This is a genomic window from Rhizobium sp. O111, from assembly GCF_055616315.1.
In genome coordinates this window covers 3,842,275-3,862,507 of record NZ_JBSHXL010000001.1, presented here as the reverse complement: position 1 = coordinate 3,862,507, position 20,233 = coordinate 3,842,275, and the positions used below count along the sequence as shown (strand labels likewise).

19 protein-coding genes are annotated in these 20,233 nt (G+C 62.5%); 3 read left to right on the top strand and 16 right to left on the bottom strand.

Going from position 1 to position 20,233, the window contains the following annotated elements; translation table 11 throughout:
• Positions 1 to 8: 8 nt before the first annotated feature.
• From ACVTFQ_RS19245 to ACVTFQ_RS19210, 8 genes are all read right to left on the bottom strand, one after another.
• The gene (locus tag ACVTFQ_RS19245) at positions 9 to 290 is read right to left on the bottom strand and encodes a helix-turn-helix transcriptional regulator (RefSeq protein ID WP_354556054.1); all 282 of its coding nucleotides are present in this window, start codon (positions 288 to 290) and stop codon (positions 9 to 11) included.
• 138 nt (positions 291 to 428) lie between these two features.
• Entirely contained in the window at positions 429 to 875 is a 447-nt protein-coding gene (locus tag ACVTFQ_RS19240) for a DUF2285 domain-containing protein (protein ID WP_354556055.1), read from the bottom strand.
• Between the two features lie 97 nt (positions 876 to 972).
• Positions 973 to 1,197 (bottom strand): transcriptional regulator domain-containing protein, encoded by a 225-nt coding sequence (locus tag ACVTFQ_RS19235; protein WP_354556056.1) that lies wholly within the window; start codon positions 1,195 to 1,197, stop codon positions 973 to 975.
• Positions 1,198 to 1,309: 112 nt separating this feature from the next.
• Complete coding sequence (locus ACVTFQ_RS19230) at positions 1,310 to 1,600, bottom strand: DNA -binding domain-containing protein (protein ID WP_470423978.1); 291 nt, start codon at positions 1,598 to 1,600, stop codon at positions 1,310 to 1,312.
• Between the two features lie 99 nt (positions 1,601 to 1,699).
• Entirely contained in the window at positions 1,700 to 1,945 is a 246-nt protein-coding gene (locus ACVTFQ_RS19225) for a helix-turn-helix domain-containing protein (RefSeq protein ID WP_113372415.1), read from the bottom strand.
• Positions 1,946 to 2,126: 181 nt separating this feature from the next.
• A complete protein-coding gene (locus tag ACVTFQ_RS19220) occupies positions 2,127 to 2,453 on the bottom strand; it encodes a DUF736 domain-containing protein (protein WP_112796495.1) in 327 nt (108 codons plus the stop codon).
• A 583-nt stretch (positions 2,454 to 3,036) separates the two neighbouring features.
• Complete coding sequence (locus ACVTFQ_RS19215; RefSeq protein WP_470423936.1) at positions 3,037 to 3,477, bottom strand: hypothetical protein; 441 nt, start codon at positions 3,475 to 3,477, stop codon at positions 3,037 to 3,039.
• Positions 3,478 to 3,616: 139 nt separating this feature from the next.
• A complete protein-coding gene (locus ACVTFQ_RS19210) occupies positions 3,617 to 3,784 on the bottom strand; it encodes a hypothetical protein (RefSeq protein WP_174156977.1) in 168 nt (55 codons plus the stop codon).
• 303 nt (positions 3,785 to 4,087) lie between these two features.
• On the opposite strand from ACVTFQ_RS19210, the gene ACVTFQ_RS19205 reads away from it, so the two are divergent.
• Positions 4,088 to 4,705 carry a plasmid pRiA4b ORF-3 family protein gene (locus ACVTFQ_RS19205; RefSeq protein ID WP_354556509.1) on the top strand — a complete coding sequence of 206 codons (618 nt, stop codon included), beginning with the start codon at positions 4,088 to 4,090 and terminating at the stop codon, positions 4,703 to 4,705.
• Between the two features lie 15 nt (positions 4,706 to 4,720).
• Here the strand turns inward: ACVTFQ_RS19205 and ACVTFQ_RS19200 are convergent, their stop codons facing one another.
• The 8 genes from ACVTFQ_RS19200 to ACVTFQ_RS19165 all read right to left on the bottom strand — a co-directional run bounded on the left by ACVTFQ_RS19200 (position 4,721) and on the right by ACVTFQ_RS19165 (position 15,834).
• Positions 4,721 to 5,647 carry a DUF2493 domain-containing protein gene (locus ACVTFQ_RS19200; RefSeq protein ID WP_470423935.1) on the bottom strand — a complete coding sequence of 309 codons (927 nt, stop codon included), beginning with the start codon at positions 5,645 to 5,647 and terminating at the stop codon, positions 4,721 to 4,723.
• Positions 5,648 to 5,974: 327 nt separating this feature from the next.
• Positions 5,975 to 7,015: a DUF7146 domain-containing protein gene (locus ACVTFQ_RS19195; protein WP_470423934.1), complete on the bottom strand. Its 1,041-nt coding sequence runs from the start codon at positions 7,013 to 7,015 to the stop codon at positions 5,975 to 5,977.
• A complete protein-coding gene (locus ACVTFQ_RS19190) occupies positions 7,015 to 11,361 on the bottom strand; it encodes a strawberry notch-like NTP hydrolase domain-containing protein (protein WP_470423933.1) in 4,347 nt (1,448 codons plus the stop codon). Before ACVTFQ_RS19190 ends, ACVTFQ_RS19195 begins: the two co-directional genes overlap by 1 nt.
• Positions 11,362 to 11,514: 153 nt before the next feature.
• Positions 11,515 to 11,811 carry a hypothetical protein gene (locus ACVTFQ_RS19185; RefSeq protein ID WP_470423932.1) on the bottom strand — a complete coding sequence of 99 codons (297 nt, stop codon included), beginning with the start codon at positions 11,809 to 11,811 and terminating at the stop codon, positions 11,515 to 11,517.
• Complete coding sequence (locus ACVTFQ_RS19180; RefSeq protein ID WP_470423931.1) at positions 11,808 to 12,071, bottom strand: DUF6117 family protein; 264 nt, start codon at positions 12,069 to 12,071, stop codon at positions 11,808 to 11,810. Before ACVTFQ_RS19180 ends, ACVTFQ_RS19185 begins: the two co-directional genes overlap by 4 nt.
• The gene (locus tag ACVTFQ_RS19175; protein WP_470423930.1) at positions 12,068 to 12,484 is read right to left on the bottom strand and encodes a hypothetical protein; all 417 of its coding nucleotides are present in this window, start codon (positions 12,482 to 12,484) and stop codon (positions 12,068 to 12,070) included. The genes ACVTFQ_RS19180 and ACVTFQ_RS19175 overlap by 4 nt, the downstream gene beginning before the upstream one ends.
• 127 nt (positions 12,485 to 12,611) lie before the next feature.
• Complete coding sequence (locus tag ACVTFQ_RS19170; protein WP_470423929.1) at positions 12,612 to 14,723, bottom strand: ParB/RepB/Spo0J family partition protein; 2,112 nt, start codon at positions 14,721 to 14,723, stop codon at positions 12,612 to 12,614.
• A gap of 160 nt (positions 14,724 to 14,883) precedes the next feature.
• Positions 14,884 to 15,834 carry an ArdC family protein gene (locus ACVTFQ_RS19165; protein ID WP_470423928.1) on the bottom strand — a complete coding sequence of 317 codons (951 nt, stop codon included), beginning with the start codon at positions 15,832 to 15,834 and terminating at the stop codon, positions 14,884 to 14,886.
• A 321-nt stretch (positions 15,835 to 16,155) separates the two neighbouring features.
• On the opposite strand from ACVTFQ_RS19165, the gene ACVTFQ_RS19160 reads away from it, so the two are divergent.
• Positions 16,156 to 18,108: an ATP-dependent nuclease gene (locus tag ACVTFQ_RS19160; protein WP_470423927.1), complete on the top strand. Its 1,953-nt coding sequence runs from the start codon at positions 16,156 to 16,158 to the stop codon at positions 18,106 to 18,108.
• Positions 18,109 to 18,112: 4 nt separating this feature from the next.
• Complete coding sequence (locus ACVTFQ_RS19155; protein WP_470423926.1) at positions 18,113 to 20,095, top strand: UvrD-helicase domain-containing protein; 1,983 nt, start codon at positions 18,113 to 18,115, stop codon at positions 20,093 to 20,095.
• The last annotated feature ends 138 nt before the right edge of the window (positions 20,096 to 20,233 follow it).

The following is a 20,233-nucleotide window of genomic DNA, read 5'->3' as shown; positions in this document are numbered from 1 at the left end:
ACGCCGGGTCAGCGCGCGAGGCGGCTTGGCTGGCCGTCCGACGGGAAGCCATGGCGCTTGGCTGGAAGTACCTTGCCGCGCGGATCGGTTGTCGACGTCACCGCCCCGCGCTCGGCCCAGGCCTGTAGGTCGTCGACGGCGTAGACGACGCGGCCCCCGAGTTTCTTGTAGGCCGGACCGGTGCCATAGGTGCGGTGCTTTTCGAGGGTCCGGGCAGATAGGCTGAGGAATTCGGCGGCTTCCTTGGTGCGCAGAAAGCGCGGCGGCAAAACGGCGAGATCGGGGCGCATGGATCGGCCTTTCGTGGTGTGCGTTGGAACCGTCGGGAACAGACGGCGAATGCAGGCCACGATGGCGAAGGGAAGCGGGTTGGATGGAGGAGGAATTTGCGGGGGTCGAATTTCCCACACCGCGTCAGTACAAGAGTTTCAGGGTTTGCGACGGTGGCGAAGGAGTTTGCGATAGCCGCCGGAAATCATCGAGCGGGCGTCGCGGAGGAGCGACATCACCGAATGGCGGATCGGGGACACTTGCCATTCGCTTCGGCCCAATCGTTTGAGGCGGAAGAGGCTCTGGGCGATCTCTTGCTGGGTGGCGCCGGAGCGTAATCCATCGATGGCCTGTAGCATGCGCCGTGCCCGGGCGCGTTGCTGGCGCGTCAGACGTGCGTCGGGCGGCACGGACCGGCCATGAAGGTGAGCGAGGAGGCGATAGACGGCTGCAAGCCGGTCGAAGCCTTCCAGCGTCAGGGGAATGATCGCGGCAAGGGGTTCGGCGTCCAGGCTGAACACTTGCAGCCTTTGATCGTCCAGCAGAGGCAATAGCGCATGGAAACCGTCAATGTTTTGCTGGTCTGCGGGCAAGGCGATCGGCAAGGGACTGTCTTGCGAGCGCGCGTCTTGCAGCACCGGCGGCGGTGACGATAACAGAACCACGCTGGTATCGGCTTGCGGCAGCCAAAAGACAGGGGCGTCAGGCAGGTCGAGGGCTGGATCGACGGCGAAATCGCAACCCCCAGTGCTGGCGGATTTTTTCCGTCAGCTGTTCGCGGTCAGCGCCGGGGTCGCTCAGAGCTTCATAGTCCCTGTCGTAGCCTTCGTTGCGGCGCAACCACTCCCAGGCGAGATCAGAGGCGCTCAGGGTGTCGACGTGTTCGTAATTCGCGGCGGATCGCCAGCGAGACGCATCTGGCAGCATCAAAACCCTCCATCAATGGTGCCGAATTGAGGGAGAGCTAACATTCCCGGATGAGTTGTCGGGTGGAAGACAGAGAGTCGGCATCGCCTGATGCCGCTGAAGCATCACCCCGTTAAGCGGGCGGGTTCTTGCCGATCAGCTCCCGATAGCCGTGTTCGCTCATCCATTGGGCACGAGCGAGATGAGCGGCATGAATTTGACGACATCGTTCCGGATCGGCGTCTGGATCAAGGTCAAACAGAACTTTCATGACATCGCGCCAGTCAGCGCCGTCGCGCTCGGCGTCCAGGAGGCGCAGATAGAGCGTCATATGCTCCTGGTCATAGACTGTGAGCGAAGGCCCCGCCGGTGGCTCGTCCTGAAAATGTTGGGTTGATTGCGCCATTACCTGACACCGTAGCAGATGATTTCCACGCCGTTAACTCTATGCACCCTGTCAATGACCCGGGCATGATGAAGTACGGGGAAGGCAGGCATGGTATTCTCAGCGGTCAATCAACGATTATCTTTGCCGAGACTGTTCATGATGCAGAAGCACACCTTCACCCTTGTCGGTCAGCAGGAGCACAATGCCTGCCGCCTCCAGTGCCCTGCGAACCTGATCGCGCGTGGTTTCATACACCTCGAGGCCGCTTTCGGATTCGAGGCGCTTGAGCGCGGTCAATGATACTCGGGCCTTGTCAGCGAGCGTCTCCTGCGTCCATCCCAGCAACGCGCGTGCGGCCCGTGATTGTCGGGCGGTGATCATGCATGATCACCTCCCACCGGCAGCAACGCATATGCCAGAACTACGACTATAATAGTCGCTCTTGGCGCGCGGTGCGAGTAAAAACCGTTGAAGATCGCGGCGCTAACCGGAATTGACCAGCAACTGATTCGGTTGTCAGGGGAAAGACCCCGGCCGGAGGGCCGGGGTCTTGGCGCCGGGGTCAGTCGCCGCGGCGGCCGTTGGGGCGGGACCAGATCAGCGAGTAGGTCTCGCCGTCCTCATCGTCGAAGAGATTGGCGTAGATGGGGGCGTTGAAGCTCGGATCGTCGAGCTTGAGGCCGAGATAGGGCCGGTCGTCGTTGGAGCGCTTCGACCAGGCGGCTCCGATTTCGGCCCGGCCGACCATGACGCGGTGGCTGGGGGCGTTCTCGCCGTTGGCGCGAAGGTCTGGGACGATGCGAACGCCCTTGGCCTGGACGCTCAGAGTGACGATCTCGCCGGTGAACTCGTTCGAGCCGGTTTTCTTGAAGGTGCCGATGGTAGCCATTTTGAAATCTCCGTTTTTCGTATTCGAGCCCGCTACCGCAGCGGCCTCGATGGCGATCAGGAGGCCGGAGGCGATCGACGCCGCATCGCCAAATCATTCCATGATGGCGACCGGAGCAAAGCGGAGGATGGCGACAGAGCGGTTTTCTTGGCTCGCGAGGAATGGGTGAAACCCAGGGGAAGAAAATTGCGTCACGCCATTGCGGCTTAGACGGTCGAGGCGAAGCCGTCCTTCGGCCAGATCAGCCCATTGGAGAGGCCGTGCAGGTAGCGGTTCTCAACGCGTCCGAACGGAGATAAATGGCAGCCCTGGTTCCTCATGAACCGGCATAGGCAGTGACATCGAAATCAATTGCCAGTGCCTGGGCCCTCGGCTTCCATCATCCTGACCGATGCCACCCGATTACCAGCTGCAGTGCCGTCTGGTCGGCGGCGTCAGTCTGAGGCTTTTCGGTCGAGCGGTTTAAGGTCGTCGTTTTTGAGCGGCTTACTTGACGACCGATCACAACGCCGATCCCCGATGTTATCGAGGCACAAAGCGGCGGAAGGCTTCGCTTGGCTACCACCCGCGTTGGTAACGATGACTACGCCCGCGCCATGGTCCCGCTCGACGCTGGGGACACTGCCATGCCCGCCACCCTCAGAAACGCTGTTATCCCCACGGCGACCGCGCCGATGACGGAGAAGATGACCTGCCAGGTTTCCGATGGCATGGTGTGCTTGACGATGCCGTGTGTGGCGTGAAAGCCTGCGATTGCCGCCGGAAGCACAAAGGCAGCCGCGACCAGCAGCCTGATCCAAAGTGGCCGCACGACGATCAGCAGAAATTGGCCGATACCCAGGGTCAACGCCGCCCCGATAAGGCCGATGAGGATTGCGCCAGGCCATCCAGCGCCCGTGCCATAAGCCCACGTTCCGATTGAAACGCCGGCGAAAAGAGGCAGTGCGAAGACCGCGAGCGTGAACAGCAGCCAGCACAGGAAGCCTATGGCGGCGATGGATGCGAGAATGCCGAGAAAGAGCATGGTGGTATCTCCGGGAGATGAACTCTGACGGTTGCGCCTCCACCACCACCACGGCGCAGCTGCATTATAGCAAATCGACAATGATAAGAGGAGTGGAAACCGGCGGGTTTCCGCCATTTGAGGCGAGGCGTTCGCCCCGTTAAGGGGCGAAGGGATCGATTTCGCGCAGGATCGAGGCCTCGTCGCCGTCGAATTCGGCGGCCGGCGTAACCGAGAGCGTGCCGTCGCCGGCGCGGAAGATGATGATGGCCACCATCAGGGTTGAGGCGAGGCTGAGAGCGAAGGCGTAAGCGTCGGTGGAGGACATTGATCCGGCTCCTGTTTGAAGCGGAGGACCATCCCCCGCTGACAGGCGCCCGAAGCGTCCGGCCAAAGGCCGCAATCACCGATGAAGGCGAAGCCGCAAGCGGCGGCACGCGCATGCGTAGTCCGACCCTTTACGGGTTGATGGCGTCAGGCCGTTGGATGGATCAAGGATAAGCGCAAATGAAGCGGGGTGGCTCCTGCTCGAATATTCGCCGGAATCAGTTGCGTTCGGTGATGCTATTGGCTTGTTAAGTTCGTTGACTGCGCCTTGACGCATGGCCTTGGCTTCGGCATCGTCCTTGCTATGTCCTCAGCGCCTAACGCCGTTCGCCTTCGTGTATCGATTGATGGTATCCAGCCAGCCATCTGGCGGCGTTTGCTCATACCGGCACACTGGAATCTCGAACACCTCCACCTTGGAATTCAGGCCGCGTTCAATTGGTGGAACTACCATCTCCACGAATTCCACATCGGCGGACTGCGCTTTGGCGATGTCGCCCTTCTGGAAGATGGGGCGGGTCCAGATGATCCGCGTGTTTTCGATGAACGGGATGTTCAACTTAAGGATTTTTCTCGATCCGGAAGCACTTTTACCTACACATATGACTTCGGCGACAACTGGCGACATACGGTTGAACTGGAGGAATGGCTTTGGCTTGATGTATTTCCCAAAAAGGCCATCTGCGAGGACGGTGCCTTTGCAAGGCCGCCTGAAGACGTCGGCGGGATCTCGGGATATGAGCATTTCCTCGAGGTGATGGGGGATCCTGGCGACCCTGAACACGCCGACATCAAGCGTTGGTGCGGTGGGCACTTCGATCCCGAGTGGTTTGATCTGGACCTCGTCAACAAGGATGTCGGCAACGCACTGAAACCAAATGTTCGCCGGAGGTTGCATCAGCCCAAGCCAAAGCGGGTGTAGGCGTTCCAGCGGCGCTCACGCACCGCTTCCGCCGAATCGATAAACCGGGATGCCCAGCTTGCGGGCCTTGTCGGCGAGATTGTCCTGAATACCGGTGCCGGGGAAGACGATTACGCCGATTGGCATCACGGAGAGCATTTGGTCATTGCGCTTGAAAGGTGCGGCCTTGGCGTGCTTCACCCAGTCGGGCTTGAAGGCGACCTGTGGCACCTTGCGATGGTCAGCCCAGCGGGCGGCAATCTTTTCGGCGCCTTTGGGCGAGCCGCCGTGCATTAGGACCATGTCGGGATGCTTGGCGTGGACCTGATCGAGTTTGGCCCAGATCAGCTTGTGGTCGGCAGTGTCGCCGCCGGTGAAGGCGATCTTCGGGCCGGCGGGCATCAGCACTTCGGCCTCAGTGCGACGTTTGGCGGCCAGGAAATCTCTGGAGTCGATCATCGCTGCGGTGAGATTGCGATGGTTGACCATCGATCCGGTGCGAGGCCTCCAGCTTGATCCGGTCTGGCGCTCGAAATGGTCGGCGGCCTGGTCGCGCATCAGTTCGAAGGCGTCGCGGCGCTCCAGAAGCGTCTGGCCCTCGGCGGTGAGGCGCTCCAGTTCGACGGATTTCACCTCGCTGCCATCCTGTTCGCGCTGAAGGCGGCGCTGTCCTTGCTCGTTGTCGTCCAATTCGCGTTCAATCCGGTGGCAAGCGCGGTGGAAGAGATTGACGGTTGACCAGAGAAGATCGTCGAGATCGGGTTCGAGACGGGTGTCCATAAGGGTCGCGATCAGGGCGTCGAAGATGTCTGCGATGGCCCCAGTGACGCGGGTTGCTTCCGGCAGGGGGCGGGGGTCTGGTTCGTTTTCAAAAGGGCGATAACCGTAAAGCTGAAGCTCCTGGAGGAGATGGTCTGTGGGAGAGGATGCGTGGTGGGACTCGAAATCGTCGTGCTCGCTCATGGGATGCTCCATCGTTTGGACCGCGACCCTCGCGGCCTTCATGGCGACGAAGCTCATGGGCGGGACGGGCCTGCACCCGCAGCAAAGCGAAGGGCCGAAGCGTGAGCGGAGGATGGCGAAAAGCCGGGCTATTTTGTTTCGCGATGGAAAGGCGGCCCATCTTATCTTTTTTGGGCCGCCGCCGGAAAATAGCCGGGCGCAGCCATTGCTGGCCCGGCACGTTTATGAGCCGATCGCCCTCTCGAAGGCCGAGGCGCGGTCCTGTTTCGATGTAGGGGCATCCGGGCGGTCATATGGCGATGACCTCGCCACCTTCCTCCCTGCTGGTTATGCCGCCAAACTCAAGAAGCGGGCGACGTCCTGTGATGCGAGTTGGCCCCTGAGATTGGCCCGAACTGCATCGTTGCCGAGGTGTCGGAGATCCTCGTTGAAGTCCTGCAATACCGGTGACAGTACGATCGCCTCGATCCCGACCGCGTTCGCCCGTTCGACCAGGCTGTCCCGCGCACTGTCGCCTGCATGGTCGTTGTCGCGGACGACATAAAGGCGACGCAGCGTTTCTGGAAACAGGATGGCTGCCAGATGTGCTGCGGAAAGCGCCGCCGCCATGGCCATGTCCGGTATCGCCTGGCGTACCGAAAGCACGCTTTCGATGCCTTCGCCCGCTGCCATGACCTCGCCGACAATCCCGAAGCGAACGGCATGACCGAGCAGGTCTCCCATCGCCTTGCGCTGCGTTTCGACAGGCGCCTTACCGTAGCCGTCAGGGGCGAGCCAAGTCCGATGGGCGCCGGTAATGGTGCCGCTGAGATCGGTGACGGCGGCGATCATTGCCGGCCAGGTTTCAAGGGGGCCATGGCCATCGGGTCGATAATAGCAGTGTGGATGGAAGCGCAGGTTTCCGGTTCCGAGCAAAGCCGTAATGCCGCGTGTGCGTAAATACGTCTCTACGGGGGTGCCGCCGATCGGCTTCGACATGGCGAACAATCGCCTTGCCGCCTCAGACGACCCTGATGGGGCTGGCGTGCTTGGTCGCTTCTTCTTCTCAGGTGCGGGTTCGGGACGCGGCAGGCTGAGGAAAGTGCGGGCTTCCGCTATGACATCGGCGAAGTCAATGAGGCCGCAACTCTCCCGGATCACGTCGAGCAGGTCGCCATGTTCGCCGGTGGCGGCGTCGCTCCATTTGCCGGCCGGTCCCTTCATCGTCTCCTTGAGCCGCACGAACATCGAGCGGCCGGGCGTGTTGCGGACGTCGCCGACCTGCCAGTAATTGCCCTGGCGACGGCCAGCGTCGAGATAATGGCGGCATACCGCCTCGGCCTCCCGGCCGAGACGGTTCGCCAGATCGGAAGCGTTGAGACGGGTCATCATGCCGCCTCGCGTTCGCCGATACGTTGGAGCGGGTAGCGGCCGAGCACACGTTCCAGCACGGCCGGACCATTGGCGTCGGTCGGCACGAACATCCTGAGCTTCCACGAGATGATCTCGTGAAAGAGGCCATAGGCGGTAAGCCGCTCGCGCATCGTGTTGGTGAACCCCGACAATTCGATGCGATCAGCGCCCATGACGCGGACGCGGCGAAGCTGAAGCCCCTCAGTGAGGTCGAGGATGGTGCGCCCATCCATCAGCGCCATGAAGGCGTCGGCGGGCGCGAGCGTGGCTGCGCCGGTCGTGGTTGCATTGGCCGCCCAGGCCGGCGAGACCTTGCGGCCGACGATCCGCTCGCCGTCGTCGGTCTGGAGCCGATAGACACGGGTGGACTCGTTGGGCAACCGCTTCCAGATCGGTAGCAACAAGCCGGCGACGATATGGATCGTGCTGTCGGAAAACTCCGGCACATCCGCAACCTCGGCGGCCCAGGCCGTTGCGAAGGCACCACGCTCCGCTTCGATCCAATGGGTCTCGCCCATCATCTTCAACGGAATGGTGGGCGATTCCATTGGCCGGACCAGCCGGACGCGGCGTTCGACCTCACCATCGTCGAGCATGATCGAGGTGGAGGGGATCTGCACGGCTGCGCGGCCCGAGCGTTCGTTTATCAGCAGCCTGGCGCCGGGTTCGCCGAGGTGGCCGAGCGCGTCGTCCTGCGTGACCGGGCGGTTGCGCGTGCGCTGCGCGATGGTGAGCAGCAGGGTCTCCGCGCCCGTGCCCGGATGGGTGTAGATCGTCTGGCGGCCGGTGACGGTGAAGCCTTCCGCTGTCAGCGTCTCCAGTCCGACATCGTAGATGCCGGCGGCGATGGCTCCCTCGATCTTGGCGGTGAGAAGCTGCTCGAAGGCGGTGAACAGCACGCCCTGAAGCTCGATGGTCAGCGCCAGCAGCCGGTTGAGGAAGGTGGTGATCGGCGGCAGCTCGTCCTTGATGCCGTTCGCGTCCATCAGCTTCAGGCCGGTGGCGGTTTCGAAGCGGTCGAGCGAGCAGCCTTCGACCTTGCCCCGCACCAGCAACAGATAAAGCTGGCGCAGCGCATCGCGCGCATAGGGGCTTTCGAGATTGTCCTCGGGGCGGAACAGGCCCTGACCGCCAGTCTGACGCTGGCCGCGTGTAATTGCCCCTAGCGTATCGAGCCGCCGGGCGATGGTGGAGAGGAAGCGTTTCTCCGCCTTGACGTCCGTGGCGATGGGCCGGAACAGCGGAGGCTGCGCCTGATTGGTGCGGTGTGTGCGGCCAAGGCCCTGAATGGCGGCGTCTGCTTTCCAGCCGGGTTCGAGCAGATAGTGGACGCGCAGCCGCGTGTTTCGCACTGACAACTCGGCGTGATAGCTACGGCCGGTGCCGCCGGCGTCCGAGAAGATCAGGATGCGCTTGCTGTCATCCATGAAGCCTTGCGTCTCGGCGAGATTGGCGGCGGCGGCGCGGGTCTCGACGACAAGGCGGTCGCCACCCGAAGGCGTGCTCTTGCGGACGATGCGCCGTGAACGGCCCGTTACTTCGGCTACCAGCTCTGTGCCGAAATGCTGGACGATCTGGTCGAGCGCGCCGGGGACCGGCGGTAGGGAGGCAAGCTGCGCGATCAGCTCGTCGCGGCGCGCAACGGCTTCGCGGCTTTCGACGGGCTGACCGTCGCGATAGACTGGCCGCGAGGTCAGATTGCCCTCACTGTCGGTGAACGGCTCGTAGAGCTGCACCGGGAAGGAATGGGCGAGGTAGTCGAGCACGTATTCCCTCGGCGTGATGTCGATGCGAACGTCGTTCCATTCCTCGGTTGGCAGTTCGGCCAGACGGCGTTCCATCAGCGCTTCACCGGTCGAGACGATCTGGATCACGGCGGCATGGCCAGCTTCGAGATCGCTACTGATCGACCGGATCAAGGTCGGAGTTTTCATGCTGGTGAGCAGATGGCCGAAGAAGCGCTGCTTGGCGCTCTCGAAGGCCGAGCGTGCGGCTGACTTGGCCTGCCGGTTCAATGTGCCGGAAGCGCCAGTGATATTGGCCGCTTCCATAGCCGCATCCAGATGGTTGTGAATGATGGCGAAGGCCCCTGCATATGCGTCGTAGATGCGGGTCTGCTCCGGCGACAGCGCATGCTCGACCAGCTCATATTCCACTCCGTCGAAGGAGAGCGAACGGGCGGTGTAAAGGCCGAGCGCACGCAGGTCGCGGGCCAGCACTTCCATCGCTGCAACGCCGCCATCCTCGATCGCTTCAACGAATTCGGCCCTGGTCGAGAACGGAAAATCCTCACCGCCCCAGAGCCCGAGCCGTTGGGCGTAGGCGAGGTTGTGGACCGTGGTGGCGCCGGTCGCCGAGACATAGACAACGCGGGCGTTCGGCAGGGCATGCTGTAGGCGCAGGCCAGCGCGACCCTGCTGTGAGGCGGCCACATCGCCGCGTTCGCCCTTGCCGCCACCGGCATTTGCCATCGCGTGCGCCTCGTCGAAAATGATCGCTCCGTCAAAATCAGAGCCCAACCATTCAACGATCTGCCGGACGCGGGAAACCTTCTCGCCGCGGTCGTCGGAGCGTAGCGTGGCATAGGTCGTAAATAGGACGCCTTCCGGCAATGTGATCGGCCGCCCTTGGGGGAAACGCGACAGCGGCGTGACCAGCAAGCGCTCCATGCCGAGCGCCGACCAGTCACGCTGGGCGTCTTCGATCAGCTTGTCAGATTTACTGATCCATACCGCCTTTCGGCGACCCTGAAGCCAGTTATCGAGAATGATCGCCGCAGACTGGCGGCCTTTGCCGACGCCGGTGCCGTCACCGATCATGAAGCCGCGCCGAAATCGCACGGCGTCTTTCGCATCCTCGCGCGCAGCACTGACCAGGTCGAAGGTGGCGTCCACCGTCCATGATCCGGCGAGATGGTCGGCGTGCGCTTCGCCCGCATAGATGACGGTCTCGAGTTGGGCGTCGGACAGCAGATCATGGATATTGGCGGGAAGGCGTGGCCGATAGCTCGGCTTGGGCGGTGCGACCGATGCCATCGCGGCGGATTGCACGAGCTTGGTCGGGTGCGCCTGAGAGTCGATAATACGGATCGACTGCAATCCGTATTCTTCATAGATGCCATCGGACAGGCGTCCGCCGTCGCCGTTCGGCCTGTCGACGGTCTCGTAGGCAAGCGGCAAGCCCTCGGGTTCGGCCAAAGGCGCGGTCGCTGGCGCGACCTTGGAGGCACGATTGATATAGCCGCGCACGCTGCGCGGGGCAGTGGCCGGAGCCGCTGGGACCATGATGGAGGGGTCGAGGGAAAGCCGTTCCGGCAGGTGCTCGGTGAGCCAACTCAGCAAGGTGGCTGCGTTGGGCGCGATACCGGGCGTGACCGGGAAGACGGTGGGAGCATCGGCAGGGCGCTTATCGATGACGGTCAGCCGCGTCGGAAACGTCGTGCCATGCTTGGCATAGACTGAGCCGTCGATGGCGGCGGAGAAGACGATGCGCCCGCGTTCCTGCAAGCGCATGAAGATGTCCGTCCAGGCCGGATTGTCGGGAGCGAAACTGGCGCCGGTGATCGTGACCAGCCGCCCACCGGGAGCCAGGCGCGCCAAGGCTGAGGCGAGATGGCGGTAAGCGGCGTCTGCCACGCGGCCCTCGACATGGGCCATGGCCGAAAAAGGCGGATTCATCAGGACGACGCTTGGCGTGACGGCGGGGTCCAGATGATCGTCGATCTGCGCCGCGTCGAATTGGGTGACGGGAATGCCGGGGAAGAGAAGCGACAGCAGTCCGGCGCGGGTGTCGGCCAGCTCGTTGAGGACGAGCGTGCCCCCGGCGATCTCGGCGAGGATGGCCAGCAGGCCGGTGCCCGCCGAGGGTTCCAGCACTCTGTCTGCGGGGGTGATGGCTGCGGCGTGCGCGGCGACCAGGCCAAGCGGGATCGGCGTCGAGAATTGCTGGAAGGTCTGGCTCTCCGTCGACCGCCGCGTATGCGTTGGCAGAAGGCCGGCGATTTTCGTCAGCGCGGACAGCCTTGCCGCAGGCGTTCCGGCTTTGCGGAAAAGCGTAGGTCCGTACTTGCGGAGGAACAGGACGGTTGCGGCTTCGCAGGCGTCATAGGCCGTCTTCCAGTCCCAGGCGCCGGCCGCATCCGACGCGCCATAGGCGGTTTCCATCGCCGCACGCAGAACTGCGGCGTCGACCCGCTCGCCACGTTCGAGATGCGGCAGCAGCTGGCCGGCGGCCGCGAAGATGCCGTCGGCGTGCTCGTGGGTGGAGCCAAACGGAAGTGTTGCGGCGACGGTCGCCGTCGTGGATCCGGAGATCATGGTCATCGTGGGGAACCTTACGGAGAGCGGGACGGAACGAGCCCGCGCGGCGCTCTCTCAACCGCTCCGGCTCAAACCCGTCCCGGCAGCCCTCTCACTCTCAAGACATCCGCATGGAAAAAGCGCCCGACCGTGAGGTGGGGCGCTTTTCGAAGGGGTTTAGTTCCAGAGCCCATCCGCGATCTCGGAGACGACGAGTCTGCGGGCTTTGCGGAGCAGGTCGTCGCCGCAGGTATCGACGTGGCCGAAAAAACGGGTACGCGCGCCATTTTCTGTCCAGTCGGCATAGGTGCAATATTCCCGAGTGTCGGATCGAAACGCCCGCATGTCGCTGGCCCAATGCGGCTTGGGCTCGACAACGACGGTGAGGCCGCCTTTGGTTTCAGGCCAGGGCAGAGACCGTTCATGCGGCGGACGCTGGCGATCCGCCGCGAAGATGGCGCCGATGTCGGTCATGGCGCCTCTCCCGGATCGGTCCGTACGAAGCCTTCAGGATCGTCAGGATCGGGCGGCAGGTAGGCGTCATAGGGGTTGCCGTCGGCGAGATGGCCGAAAGGCGTGAAGACGTAATCACCATCGTCTCGCCCCACGGCGCAGATGACGTAGCGCGGATTGCCCGTCGCCGCGTCGAGGCACTCCATGAGGGCGAGATTGCCGTCGCCCGCGGCGCGCAGCAGGGTCTGGAAATTGCTCCGGGCATGGGCGGGGATGCTCATAGCGGACCTCCCACGCTGGAGATGGTCTGGTCGAGCCAGCAATCGGTGTATATCCAGTCCACAGTCTCGCCGGTGGCGAGGTCGAGGACGTGAGCGCCCCCGCCGAAGCCGTCGAGACGCGGCCGCGAGCAGGTATTGGCGTATTGAAAGCCCCATCTGCCGGTGAGGCCGAACGCGGCGGCGCAGCGTTTTACGAACTGGATAACGCGCTCGGGATCGCCGGTCACGTCGTCGCGCATCCAGAGTTGGCTGCCGCCGTGCTCGGGCTGGATCGAGAGAAGAAAGCCTTCGGAGGGTGGTTCCTCCGACGCACCTTCAGCGGACTGCGTGTTGTAGAGGTCGAGCGCGCGAGCGGCGTTTTCGGGCGTGCCGACGTCCAGCAGGCACGAGAAATGGGTGAAATAATCTGCCATGACAGGCTCCTGATATGAGAAAGCGCGAGCCCGCGTGGCATCGCCGCGCAAACTTTGGATTTTGGGGCCGGGCTGAGAGGGTGGAGAAGGAAGGTGCAGGACGGCCGTTGCCGTCCCGCATTGCCCGCTATTCGGCTGCGACGGCGTGCGAAGCCTCGTCCTCTTCGTCGGAGAGCGCCTCGTCGTCATCGAGGAAGGCAGGGAGCGCTTCGTCGCCTTCGCCGTTCATGGCCGGTTCGTCTTGATCAACCAGGCGAAGTGGCTCGGGCAGCCAGCCGGTGTCGGCCAACAGGCGTTCGGCTTCTTTGGCCATATCGCTCTTCTTCAGATGGTCGATGAGCCCTGCTGCCCGCTCGCCCGCGCCCTCCCGAACGGCTTCGAGGATGCGGGGCTTGGTGACGCGGCCGAGATAGTTGCCAACGGTCGGCTTCCAGCCCGCCGTCGCCATGTCGAGGCCAATCGCTCGCGCCAGCCGGTCGGCCTGTGCCATGCGCACATCCAGCCCATGTTGACTGATGCCCGATCCGTAAGGGTTCGGCCGTTCGAACAGGGCGTTCACGCCAAAACTGACGCAATGGGCGAGCAGATCGAGCCGCGTGCCATCGTCGAGGTGGCTCAACCAGTCCCACAGCGCCTGATCGTCGGCGGGAACATGATCGCCCCAGCGCTCGTGCCGTTCGGCGACCTCACGCGCGGGGGCGCTGTCTTTCAACTCCTCGGACTGTGCCGAGAAGAAGATATGATTGACGCGAGCCTCGAGGCAGCCAGCGGGTGCGGTGCGCCGGAAGGTGTCGCTGACCAGCTTGTGCAGCAGCATGGTCATGGCGATATCCGGATGTTCGGCGACCGCGTTGCGCAGAGCCAGGGTACGATGCGCAGTCAATTCGATGACGAGGCGCTCGGGCAACGGCTTGATGCCGTCGTCTTCGTCGTCTTCCGGCTCCGCGGCCTGACCGCCAATGATAACGACGGCGCGTTGAACGGCGGGCGTGGCTGATTGACCGGTGTCGCTGTCCGTCTCCGTCGTATCGTCTCCTTCGGCATCGACCGGGCGCTCGTCCTCGGGGCGGACATAGCCGCGATCCACCGACAGCGAACCGTCGGCATCGAGACTGATGAAGACGCCGGCGATGGCGATCTCGGCCGGATCGTAGATCGCCGGGCGCTGCTCGAAGGCGTTGAGCGCTTGTTCGATCTCGCCGAGTCTCGCGTCGATATCGTCGGGCAACTCGTCGGCTTCAGAATATTCGGCTTCGAGCCGGTCATATTCCTCGCGCAACGCATCACGAGCGGCACGTTCCTCTTCGGTCAGGTCGACCGCGACGCCGACAAGCGCCCGCAGTCCATGCGCGTGGCCGTAGGGAAAGCTCAAGCTGGCTTCGACCCATTTCCAGCCTTCGCCTGCGATCTCGTCGGCGACGGTCTTCAGCTTTTCTGCCACCAGGCGGTCGAGCAAGGCGGCGTCTTGAAGCCAGCCGCCATCGTCCGACTGGAACAGGTCGCGCAGCACGGTGCCCCCAGCCGCTTCATAGGCTTCGATGCCCACAAAGAGAGCTCGCTTGTCGGAGACCCGTACCGTGGTTTCGGTCAGCATCCTGCGGATGTGATAAGGCTCTTTCTGCCAGCCATCCTTGATCGCGTCCCAGACCTGTTCCTGGCGGGCGTGGTCGGCACTGACGGTGAAGGCCATGAGCTGCTCGAGCGTCATACCGTCGGCGGCGTAGATTTCCAGCAAGGTTGGCGAAACGGACGCGAGGCGCAGGCGCTGCTTGACGATATTGACGCCGATAAAGAAGGCGGCCGCGATGGCTTCCTCAGTCATGCCCTTGTCCCGCATGGCCTGGAAGGCGCGGAACTGGTCAAGTGGATGCAGCGGCGCGCGCTCCATGTTCTCGACCAGCGAGACCTCGTCGACCAGAATGTCGCTGTTGGCGTCGCCGACGACGCAGGGCACCGGCGCGGTCTTGGCCAGTCGTTTCTGCTTCGCGAGCAACTCGAGCGCTCGATAGCGACGGCCGCCGGCGGGCACCTCGAACATGCCGGTCTCGGCGCCATCGGCATCGAGGACCGGACGGACATGCAGAGACTGGATGAGCCCGCGCCGGGCGATGGACTCGGCCAACTCCTCGATCGAGACACCGGCCTTGACGCGCCGGACGTTGGACTGGCTCAGCACCAGCTTATTAAACGGGATGTCGCGCGAAGACGACAGGGTGATCTTTTGAACGGCAGTGACCATGTTTATAACTCCGCGACGGGCGGCCGGGAGTCTCTCTCTCGACCTCCATACCCGTCACGAAGCGAAGCGCCACCCTCTCACTCTATGAGGGCAGCGCCAGGCCAGCAGAAAATCGTAAAGCCGGAAACCTGCGTCTGCGCCTTTCCGGTTTTCAGGATCGTCACGCCGCTTCCCGTTCGTCGCCGGCGACGCCCGCAATTGCGTCCGGTAGATAAGCGAGCAGCCAGTCGGCCGCTTTGCTGGCCTGCGACGCTGCGCGGACGATGGCGCGATTGTCTTCGCGCAGCACCTCCAGCCATGAGCCGATATAGTCAGCATGGCGGACGGTGGGCGTGATGCCGAGCGAGGCGCAGCAGAAGGCTGCGTTGATCTCCGCGATCAGTTCCTCGAAGGCGTATTTCTTGGAGCCGAACGAACCGGAGAAATCGCGGTTCAGGCGCGAGGGGTGGCCCGTCGCGTGCCCCATCTCATGCAGGGCCGTCCTGTGCCAGTTGATCGGCTCGAAATACGCGTGGGGCGGCGGCACCTGGACATAATCGTGTGCGGGCACATAGAAGGCGCGGTCGCCGCCGATGCGGAAGTCGATGCCGGTCGCCTGGATCAGGGCCTCGACCTGTGGCTCGATCCGGCCGGGCGGGGGCGGCGGGGCGACGATGGCGACATCTTCCGGCAGGCCGTCACATTGCGCTGCATTGAACACCGTGAAGCGCTTGAGGAACGGTATTGCGGACGCTTCCTCGCCGGTCTCGCGGGCGCGGCGCTTTTCGTCCTCCGGGGTGAAGCGGTCTGCATAGACGATGGTTGTTCCGCGTTCGCCTCTTCGGACGTTGCCGCCAAGCGAAAGGGCCTGGCGGAAGGTCAGCCAGCTCTGGCCGGGGAAACCGTGCTGGATCACTGCGCCCCAGAGGATCAGGACATTGATTCCGGAATATTGCCGTCCGGTCGCGGCGTTCCTCGGCATGGCGAGGGGGGCCTTAGCCGCGACGGTGCCCCAAGGCTGGATCCAAGGGAAGCGGCCCGCCTCCAGTTCGGCGATGATCTTGCCGGTGATGTCGTCATAAAGGCTCGATCGGTCGGAACCGGCGCGCCCGCTGCGGTCATTCCTGAACATCGTTATTCTCCGCGACGGGCGCCGGAGACCTCTTCTCCAGCCCTCAACCCGTCACGGAAACCCTGTCCGCACTCTGACTCTAAAGGGGGCGTTGCGGGGTCTCCCCGCAGAAGGGGTCGGTCAAGACTTGGGCTTGGCCTCAGGGGAAGGCTTTCCCCCGTTAGGTTCATGAAAAATGCATCGCTTGACCGGCGTACCGAGGAGGACCCTTTCTTCGTTGCCACAAGCTGTGGAGCCCGATGCTCATCTATTGATGTGAATGCCTCGACTGTTCAGCATATGTTGTGTCGGAAGGGGAAGTGATTCGACTGGGAGGCGAGCGTGTTCATTTCAGAAATCTATGCGAGCGGTTTCCGATGTTTTGGTCCGACGTCACCGTTGCACCTAACCCTCTCGGCGGGCCTTAACATTCTTGTTGGGCCGAATGATGCTGGGAAAAGTGCGATCATCGATGCTGCGCGTTATGTTCTCTGGACACGCGGCGACGACTACATTCGCCCAGATGAACAAGACTTCCACGTTAATGCCGATGGCGCGCGGGGTAGCGATTTTGTCGTGCGATGCACATTCGACGATCTCAGCGCAGACGAAGAAGCCCGGTTTCTGGAATGGTGCAGCAACGAAAAAGGGAAACTCCGTCTGCACGTCTGCATGCGGGGGGCTCGGCGCGTTTCTCCTGGCGGCGGCAGTATCATTTCCAGTCAACACCGTGCAGGCGTCGAAGGCGAAGGCCTGCCGCTCGACGGGGAACTGCGCGAGTATCTGAAAGCCACCTATCTCAAGCCTCTGCGAGACGCCGAGCGCGAGATGCGAGCAGGGCGTAGGTCGCGCCTATCGCGGATTCTGGGCGCCATGCCCACGATGGGGCCTCAGAGCAAACCGGCGGCGCCAGGTGCCAACGCTACGCTCCATGACACGCTTGCAGCTGCGGATATCGCGGTCCGAGACAACCTCGCTGTGGGCGGAGTCGCCAAAAGTGTGAACACTGACTTTCTTGACAAACTGTCGTTCGAGGGAGACCGCCTGGTCGCGACGCTGGACCTCGGTGCTGGCGGTTCGTTCGATCAGATTCTTGAGCGGTTCGAACTCTATCTGAATGCCAAGGTGGGCACCGAGCGCATCCAGCGCGGTCTGGGCTATAACAACCTGTTGTTCATGGCGGCGGAGCTGTTGTTACTCCAGTCCCATCCCGATCAGGTGCCATTTCTGCTGATCGAGGAGCCGGAGGCGCATCTGCATCCGCAACACCAGACGCTCTTCATGGAAGTGCTCGCGGCTCGTGCTGCCAAGCCCAATCCCGACAAGGGGGAGACCCATCAGCAGGTCCAGGTGCTACTCACCACCCATAGCCCTCAGCTCGCGGCCGGCGCTGAGCTTGAGACGATGACGATGATTGTCGGTCATCGCGCCTTTCCGCTGGGTGCGGCCCATACCAGGCTCGAAGTGGACGATTATGAGTTCCTTCGCCGGTTCCTCGACGCGACCAAGGCCAACCTTTTCTTCGCCCGCGCTCTGATTGTCGTTGAGGGCGACGGCGAGAACCTGTTGCTGCCGGCAATCGCCGAGAAGCTCGCACGACCGCTGAGCCGCCACGGCGTGTCGATCGTCAACGTCGGCCACCGTGGTCTGTTTCGCTACAGCCGAATTCTGCAACGCAAGGTCGGGAATGCGATCCCGGTGCCCGTGGCGTTGATCCCCGACAGGGATATCCCGCCGCTCGAAGCGAAAGAGCTCGTCGGCGACCGCAAGACCGAGAACGAGTTGACCCAGGACAAGATCGCAGCGCGGATGAAGACGCTGCGTCGCGACGTCGGGGCCCCCGTCGACGCTTTCATCGCCGATAGTTGGACACTTGAGTTCGATCTCGCGCTCCGGCCCGAGCTTGCCGAGAGCGTTCACCAGGCGGTCCAGCTCGCCAAGACTGACAGTCGTAAGCCAGAGCGACTCGCGAAGATCGTGGAGACGGCCAGCGAAACCTACGCGGGCTGGAAAGCGGCTGAACTCTCCGCGACCGAGATCGCCGTCAAGATTTACCAGCCTGTCCATGACAAGGAGGCCTCCAAGGCCGAGGTTGCCGAGCAACTCGCCGCCATACTGCGCAAGCGCACCGATACACCGGAACAGATGCGTGATCGGCTCCCGCCCTATCTAGTGCGCGCGATCGATTATGTGACGGGCGGCTATGTCCCCGGGACGCCGGCAATTGAGCCCGATGCCGAAGACGAAGAGATCGAGGCTGCCGGGATGGAAGGCGCAGCGGCGGTAGAGGGGTAACGTCATGTTCGAGATCCTGCCGCTCACGCCAGAACTGCTTACCGAACTTGGCGACGAGCTGGGCGACTGCGATTTCACCGACCCGAGCCAGACCGACTTCCTTGCGAAGGCCACCCCATGTGACGTTCAGGCGGCGCCCGGCAACGGCAAGACGACGCTGCTCGCGGCAAAGCTCGCATTGCTCTCGCGCAATTGGCTGACCCGCAGGCGAGGCATCTGCGTGATCTCGCATACCAATGCCGCACGGACCGAGGTCGAAGATCTTATTGCCCGCCATCCGACCGCTGCTCGTCTAGCTTCCTACCCACATTTTATCGGTACGGTCACTGCCTTCATTAATCAGTATCTCGCCTTACCCTACCTCCGTGGTTTGGGTTGGAGCGTGCGCCAAATTGACGATGATGCCTTCGAGACAGAGGCATTACGACGGTATCCGTCCTTTTGGGCATTAAAGAACCAAGCCAAACGTGCGGAAGCGACGGTAGAAAAATGGGTCAGAAAGTTAAGCCTCGATCCGGCATTTACTTGTAACGAAACTGATCCTGATAGCCTCTCGGTATCGAAACAGAAGGGACAGCACGGAGCAGACACAAACTGCGGAAAGGCTTTGGCGAAGCTGAAGGCTTCGATGGTCAAAGATGGTCTATATCGCTATTCCGATATGACCGCACTCGCATTTCGGGCGCTCGCAGAGACCCCGGCACTGGCCGAGCGGCTTCGTGACCGCTTTCCGCTTGTCATTCTTGATGAGGCGCAGGATACCCATGGAGAACAGCTCCGGCTGTTGGAGCAGGTGTTCAAGGAAGACGGGGCGGCATTTCAACGCCTCGGGGACAGCAATCAAACGCTCTACGAGGACGATGGAGCAGCCCCTACCTATTGGACGCCGGGTCCCGGTTGCATCCCTCTTGATACGAGCCGCAGATTTGGCGGGGAAATCGCCGGTTTTGCAAGTCGGCTGACCGCGCGCCAAGCTCAAACGATTGTGGGCTTGGGCAAACGACCCGCATCGCGTGTGATGTTCCTGTTCGACCAGGATACGATCGGAGGGGTTCTCAGAGCCTTCGCCGAAGAAGCGCGCGCGCTCTGGGGCGAGGATTGCAACACGCGCGACGTCTGGGCGGTCGCATCGCGTCACAATCTGCCACGCAAGAAGGGGGCGTGGCAGCCGAAAAGCCTCGTCGATTATCATCCGGCATATCGCAGCGAGGGTGGTTCTTGGGGGAAGGCCAACCTTCTTTGCCGGCAGCTTCAGAAGGCTGCCGTACACCATGCCGCAGCCCACCCGCCCGCCGAGGTCAGCGAGATGCTCGCGGTCGGTATTTCCGGCTTGGCGCGCGCTTATGGGTGGAGAGCAGCGAATGATCGTCTGATTACCGCGCATAATGTCTGGGCGGCGCTGGCGCATCGTGACCTCGCGTTGCCGCGCGCTGTTCGGCGACTGCTGCGGGACCATGTGCTTGCCGGCGCCGCGGTGTGGGAAGAGGCGGCTTGGCTGGTATTCATGGAAGCAATCTTACCGCTGTTCGGTCCGGCCCCTCAGGGCTCAGAAGGCGATATCGCGGATTTATGCACCTTCGTCGCTGAGCAAAAGGCCGACCTTGCCGACCCGGAGCGTCGCGCAATGAAACAGGTACAGTTCGATAATCTCACATTGCGCTTGGGGTCCATCCACTCGGTCAAGGGCAAGAGTGTAGATGGAATTCTCGTCGTCGAGAGCGAGGTATGGAAAGGCAGCAGCGCAGGTGAACAGTGTATCGACCTGACGACAGTGCTTCCACGCGCGTTCGGCGTTAATAATGCTCCATTCACTGGGGTGAATCTCACCGCCGCGACAAATGTCTTCGTAGGGGTGACGAGACCGAGAGAGTTGCTTGGGCTAGCTCTTCGTAAATCGGAAGCGACCGCTCTTCTCGGGCCTGCCGTCGGTCAAGGCTGGAAGGTCGTTGACCTGGTAGCCGCAAAGGCGGCGGGCGCGAACGAATGAGATCTGCTCGAGAGCAAGCCAATGGTTGGGGAAGTGATTGGCATGATCAGGCTGCATAAAGATCGGCACATTTTGTATAGCGTAGCTTGACGCTATGCGCCGCTCTCCATAACGTTGAAAAAAGTTGATTCATCAAGA

Bases quoted from the DNA above. Each gene is read 5' to 3' on its own strand.
- ACVTFQ_RS19245 (WP_354556054.1), bottom strand. From the start codon at position 290: ATGCGCCCCGATCTCGCCGTTTTGCCGCCGCGCTTTCTGCGCACCAAG.
- ACVTFQ_RS19235 (WP_354556056.1), bottom strand. From the start codon at position 1,197: ATGCTGCCAGATGCGTCTCGCTGGCGATCCGCCGCGAATTACGAACAC.
- ACVTFQ_RS19225 (WP_113372415.1), bottom strand. From the start codon at position 1,945: ATGATCACCGCCCGACAATCACGGGCCGCACGCGCGTTGCTGGGATGG.
- ACVTFQ_RS19220 (WP_112796495.1), bottom strand. From the start codon at position 2,453: ATGGCTACCATCGGCACCTTCAAGAAAACCGGCTCGAACGAGTTCACC.
- ACVTFQ_RS19215 (WP_470423936.1), bottom strand. From the start codon at position 3,477: ATGCTCTTTCTCGGCATTCTCGCATCCATCGCCGCCATAGGCTTCCTG.
- ACVTFQ_RS19210 (WP_174156977.1), bottom strand. From the start codon at position 3,784: ATGTCCTCCACCGACGCTTACGCCTTCGCTCTCAGCCTCGCCTCAACC.
- ACVTFQ_RS19205 (WP_354556509.1), top strand. From the start codon at position 4,088: ATGTCCTCAGCGCCTAACGCCGTTCGCCTTCGTGTATCGATTGATGGT.
- ACVTFQ_RS19200 (WP_470423935.1), bottom strand. From the start codon at position 5,647: ATGAGCGAGCACGACGATTTCGAGTCCCACCACGCATCCTCTCCCACA.
- ACVTFQ_RS19195 (WP_470423934.1), bottom strand. From the start codon at position 7,015: ATGACCCGTCTCAACGCTTCCGATCTGGCGAACCGTCTCGGCCGGGAG.
- ACVTFQ_RS19190 (WP_470423933.1), bottom strand. From the start codon at position 11,361: ATGACCATGATCTCCGGATCCACGACGGCGACCGTCGCCGCAACACTT.
- ACVTFQ_RS19185 (WP_470423932.1), bottom strand. From the start codon at position 11,811: ATGACCGACATCGGCGCCATCTTCGCGGCGGATCGCCAGCGTCCGCCG.
- ACVTFQ_RS19180 (WP_470423931.1), bottom strand. From the start codon at position 12,071: ATGAGCATCCCCGCCCATGCCCGGAGCAATTTCCAGACCCTGCTGCGC.
- ACVTFQ_RS19175 (WP_470423930.1), bottom strand. From the start codon at position 12,484: ATGGCAGATTATTTCACCCATTTCTCGTGCCTGCTGGACGTCGGCACG.
- ACVTFQ_RS19170 (WP_470423929.1), bottom strand. From the start codon at position 14,723: ATGGTCACTGCCGTTCAAAAGATCACCCTGTCGTCTTCGCGCGACATC.
- ACVTFQ_RS19165 (WP_470423928.1), bottom strand. From the start codon at position 15,834: ATGTTCAGGAATGACCGCAGCGGGCGCGCCGGTTCCGACCGATCGAGC.
- ACVTFQ_RS19155 (WP_470423926.1), top strand. From the start codon at position 18,113: ATGTTCGAGATCCTGCCGCTCACGCCAGAACTGCTTACCGAACTTGGC.